Annotated in this window: 4 protein-coding genes; 2 read left to right on the top strand and 2 right to left on the bottom strand. The window is 62.3% G+C overall.

The genetic code is table 11. The annotated features are described in order from the left end of the window. Together AC1DUU_RS22530 and AC1DUU_RS22525 are read right to left on the bottom strand one after the other, a co-directional pair. A partial coding sequence (locus tag AC1DUU_RS22530; protein ID WP_476785613.1) for a glycosyltransferase family protein occupies positions 1-918 on the bottom strand: 918 nt, incomplete at its 3' end. A gap of 45 nt (positions 919-963) precedes the next feature. Beyond that, a complete protein-coding gene (locus AC1DUU_RS22525) occupies positions 964-1,551 on the bottom strand; it encodes a MarR family transcriptional regulator (RefSeq protein WP_476785612.1) in 588 nt (195 codons plus the stop codon). 194 nt (positions 1,552-1,745) lie between these two features. Between AC1DUU_RS22525 and AC1DUU_RS22520 the strand changes: the two genes are divergently transcribed. Next, entirely contained in the window at positions 1,746-3,515 is a 1,770-nt protein-coding gene (locus tag AC1DUU_RS22520; protein ID WP_476785611.1) for a type I secretion system permease/ATPase, read from the top strand. Then, complete coding sequence (locus AC1DUU_RS22515; protein WP_476785610.1) at positions 3,512-4,918, top strand: HlyD family type I secretion periplasmic adaptor subunit; 1,407 nt, start codon at positions 3,512-3,514, stop codon at positions 4,916-4,918. Before AC1DUU_RS22520 ends, AC1DUU_RS22515 begins: the two co-directional genes overlap by 4 nt. The last annotated feature ends 173 nt before the right edge of the window (positions 4,919-5,091 follow it).

Raw genomic sequence — 5,091 nt, 5'->3', positions numbered from 1 at the left:
GAGATGGGCCGCAGAAATCTGGAAGAGCTGGCGCAAGACCGCATGTGGAACCGGGCCGGGGAAAATCACCCTGTCTTTTGGAAGATCTAGCGAAGTGAAAAGGTGCTCCTTCCACGATACCCCCCCGGGGGCCGGCGTGCCGTAACTCACGCCGTTGCCGCCCACGAAGACGAACAAGGCATCGGGGTGTTTGCGGATGACCTTGGACGCAGCCTCCAGCGCCTGTGGAAATCCGCGGTAGGGCTCAAGGTCGCGCGCTACAAAGGTGACGATGGGAGGATTGCCAGCCTTGAGCACGCGTCCGTCCGGAAGCTTCAGGGAAGCGGCCGGATCAGGACGGAGGCGGTGCGTATCTATCCCCTCGTGGCACACCGTGATGCGCTCCTGCACATCCGCCGGATAAAGGCTCCTCTGCCACTCGGTCGGACTTAAGCCGCCATCCAGAGCCTCGAGCGAAATCAGCTGCGCCATGTTGCGAAGCCTGATCCGCTTGCGCGTCTCAAGGTCGGGCTGGCTGTCCGGGGCAAATCCGACATCCGCTCCATCTGCCCGATAGAAAAACTCGCAGTAGCCGAGCGCCGGCACATGCGGCAGCACGTCCTTCACGAACATCATGCTGCCCCAGCCGATGTGGCCGATGACGATGTCAGGGCCTGGGCCCTGGCGCGCCATCGCGTCGAATGTCTCGGCGACGCGATGGCCGACCCGGGCATGGTGATCGGGTATGCCGAGATGGCGAGCCATCTGCGGGTGCGCCCGCGGACCCGGCTCCGACCGGTGCCGCACAACACGCACCGACGGGATCCGCTGGTCCACGGCCTCCGTTACCAGGCTCACCTCGTTCCCCGCCTGCGCCAGATGGGTGGCCAAGGCGGCGAACTGGCCGAAACCGCGCCGATGCACGAAAGCTACATGCATGACGCTCAGCCAGCCCGCGACAAGGAACCGCCCTTCAGCTGCACCTCAAACGCCGTAGCGTGCGGCATTGGCCCACACCAGCTCGAGCCGGTGCAGCGCCTGGAAGGCCGTTGCGAGATCCCGCAGGTCCTTTTCCCCACAAAAGGCGCGCTCAAAGGCCTTCGCCGCATCCCGCAGGTCGGCACAGAGCTGCCTGCCCCTTTCCGTCAGCCTGATTCGGGCCGAGCGCTTGTCGCGCTGGGAGGTGACGCGATCGATGTAGTCGCCATCTGTCAGCTGCTTCAGATAGTACGAGATGTTCGAGCCGACATAGTTGCCGCGATCGAGCAGCTCGCCAACCGAGAGCTCGGTGTCGCCAATGGCCAACAGAACCATCACCTGGGCCGGGCCGATGTCGTCGACACCTAGCCGCGTAAGCTCCGCGCTCACCAAGCCTGAGAAGCGCCGACTGGACCGATCGAGCAGACGAGCCAGGTCAAAACATGAGACCTGAGGAGCATCGCTGTGCTGCTGCTCGCGGTGCGGCTGATCACGGCGCGGCTCATCAGGGGCGACATGCAGTCTATCGCCCCCGTTCCGTAACAATACAGCGTCTTCCAGACCCGTGAACGGGTAGAGAAGTCCTTGCGTCATCCACCTCTCCTATTTTTGTAATTTACTTCAAAAATTGAAGTAAAATTGCACAATGCCCCGCCCGAGATCCCCACCCTTGAGAGTGTTATATTTATTGTGTCACACTGACGACAGCGATATTGCAATATGTTCTGCATGAGATGCAGATACCACACTCAAATCACTAAACACGCAAGCCCCAGGCCAAATCGCCCATGTTCGATACTGTTCGAAAAAAACCGGTTGGCAAGAGCCAAAATGGGGCAGTTGCCGCCCACAACGGGACACTCAATCCGAGGTTGCTTGTGTTGCAGGCAAGGCGTGTTTTTGGCATGACGCTCCTTTATGCAGCCTTGCTAAGCGCCTGTATCAACCTGCTTCAGCTGACGATGCCCCTGTTCATGCTGCAGGTACACGACCGGGTGCTAAACAGCCAGAGCATCGATTCCCTCGTCATGCTGACGGTCCTAGCGGTCGGCGCCCTGGTGATCTACGGCGTGCTCGAATTCATCCGTGCCCTTTCGTTCCAGGCCATGGCCAGCGCGGTGACGCGATGGCTGAACCTGCCGCTGCTGACGGCCGCGGTTCAGGCCTCCGTCGATCAAGGAGTTTCCCGCGCGGCCCAGTCCCTGCGGGATCTGACGGAACTGCGCGGCTTCCTCACCTCGTCGGCCGTCAGCGCCCCGCTCGATGCCGCCTGGTCGCCGATCTTTCTGGGTGCGCTGTTTTTGCTGCATCCCCTCTTTGGCGTGGTCGGCGCGATTTCGGTGGCGCTGCTCTTGGGCTGCGGTGTCATTACAGACCTGCTCACGCGTCAGCTGATGAAAGAGGCAAGTCAGACCAACACCGAATCGGTGTCGAAAATTGCCGCATCACTTCGTCACGCGGAGGCCATCGAGGCGATGGGCATGCTACCCGCGCTGGCGCGGCGGTGGCGAGGCGCGCAGTTGCACGCGCTGGAAGCGCTTGAAAGCAGCGGCAGCAGAAGCAGGGCGATGTCGGCAATCACCCGCGTACTCCGCTACGTCATCCAGGTCGTGACGCTCGCAGTAGGCGCGCTGCTTGTGCTGAAACAGGAAGTCAGCCCCGGCGCCATGATGGCGGCAAGCATCCTTGTCGGTCGGCTGCTCGTGCCCTTCGATTCCATCATCGAGAACTGGCGGCAATGGGTCCTGGCAATTGCCGGCTGGCGCAGGCTCGAGGCGAGCTTGAACGAGGACCTGGCGGTGCGCCAGGTCATGCCGACGCCGCAGCCACACGGCGACCTCGTCGTCGACAAGCTGGTCTATGCAGCGCCAGGCATGGACGTGCCGATCATCAAGGGCATTTCCTTTTCCCTTTCCCCCGGCGAAGTGCTGGGGTTAGTCGGACCCTCCGCGGCCGGCAAATCGACGTTGGCGCGGTTGCTCGTTGGCGTCCTCAAGCCAACGTCGGGCGGCATCTTCCTGGACGGCAACAATGTCTACCTCTGGGAGCGCGGCTCCTTCGGCCGCGTGGTCGGCTATCTTCCGCAATCGGTTTCGCTGCTTGAAGGAACGATCCGAGACAACATCTCGCGGATGGAGGATGGCGACCCGCACAGGGTGCTTGAAGCCGCACGGCTAGCGGACGTCCACGACATGATCGGCCGCCTCCCCCTGGGCTACGACACGCCGGTCGGCGACGGCCAGCTGACGCTTTCGGGCGGACAGAAGCAGCGCATCGCACTCGCCCGCTGCCTCTACGACCGTCCCCGGCTGATCGTGCTGGACGAGCCGAACGCCAATCTCGATGCCGTTGGCGAGCGCGCTCTCATCCGCGCCATCGAAAAGGCCCGAGACGACGGCGTCATTGTCGTGATGATCGCCCATAGGCCGACAATCATGGAGGTCGCTGACAAGCTGCTCGTCCTGGAAAATGGACGCATTACCCAGTTTGGCGAGCGCACTGATGTGGTTGCCTCGATGACTTCAGCTCAATCTTCGCGCGAGGTAGTGGCATCATGATGCGCAAGTCGATGCCGCCGGCACACACCGAGGTTCAGCCTGTCCGCGGGCCCGATGTCGCGCACCACCAGCCGCGGGCGCTATCGCCCGTAAGCGCCATGGAGTTGGAGATGGCCGAGGGCAATGCCCGTTCGCCGCTCCGGCGCCTTGTGATCGCTGGGCTCACGACAATCCTGGTGTCGTTCGGCGGATTTCTCGGCTGGGCGTTTTTCGCCGACCTCAGTAGCGCCTCGGTGGCCACCGGCACGGTCGTTGTCGATTCGAAGCGCAAGACGGTCAGCCATTTCGAAGGTGGCGTGCTAAGCCGCGTAGTGGTGCAGGAAGGCGACCAGGTCACCACCGGACAGGCCTTGATAAAGCTCGAGGACACGCGGGCCCGCGCCGATCTGCAAGGCCTGGAAAGCCGGCGCATCGGCCTGATTGCCAAGCTAGCGCGACTAAGGGCGGAGCAGGCCGGCACCGAGGCGGTAGGTTTCCCCGACGAATTTGGCAGCAGCAGCGACGCTGCGATCCAAGACGCCATGGCGGCTGAACGCGCATTCTTCGAAAAGCGCCGCGAGTCCAAGACCGGACGCAACAGCATCCAGCAGACAACGATCGAGGAATATGGCGAGCGGTCGAAGTTCCTGACCATTCAGGTCGATGCCATCGAGCGGCAGATCGACCTCATCAACGAACAGCGATTGGCCATCGCGACCCTGGTGGACAAGGGCTTTGCCCAGCGCTCCAAGCTCATAGAGATCGATGCGCGGCTCAGCGAGCTTGCAGCCAAGCGCGGAGAGCTTGCCGGCCAGCGAGCGCAGGCTGAAAAGGCCGAAGCAGGCGCCGGACTTGGGCTGACGGGAATCGAACGCGACTTTCAGTCGGAAATTGCCGGCGAAATCACCACTGCCCGCCTCGAACTCGCAGATGTCGAGGAGAGAATCGTCGGCGCCAAGGACGTATTGCGCCGCCTCGAGATCCGCTCCCCCCAGGCCGGCATCGTCACCAACATCCGCGTGCGCACGCCGGGAAGTGCCGTGACTCCAGGCGAACCGCTGCTCGACATCGTGCCGGAAAGCGAGCCATTGCTCATCGAAATGCATGTCAGCACCCGCGACATCGACAGCATCGCCATCGGCTCGCAGGCGCAGATCCGGCTGACGGCCTACAATCAGCGCTCGCACCTGCCCGTGGCAGGCAAGGTCATCTATGTGGCCGCCGACCAATCGGTCGATGAAAAATCGAACATGGCCTATTTCGTCGCCCGAGCCCAGGTCGACCCAAACTCGCTGGCCGCTGATATGCGCCTCTATCCCGGCATGCCGGCGGAAGTGCTGATCGTGCACAAGCCGCGCCGGGCGATCGACTACCTGGTTTCGCCAGTCACTGACAGCTTCAATCGCGCCTTCAGGGAAGACTAACCCCAACTCTGCCCGAGTTCCGCCCGGGGACGATGGCTAAGCCCAGCCCAGCCTATGGGCACTCCGGCGACCCGCAACTCGGGCCGGCGGCGCGCGCCTTCGGATACGGCTGGAATTTAGTTCGAATTTTGAAACGCATTGCGTAAAAACCAGAATTACAGTCACTATATTGT

It is taken from the genome of Aminobacter sp. P4_H6_2, from assembly GCF_056400805.1.
This window is presented reverse-complemented; position numbering and strand designations above follow the sequence as displayed.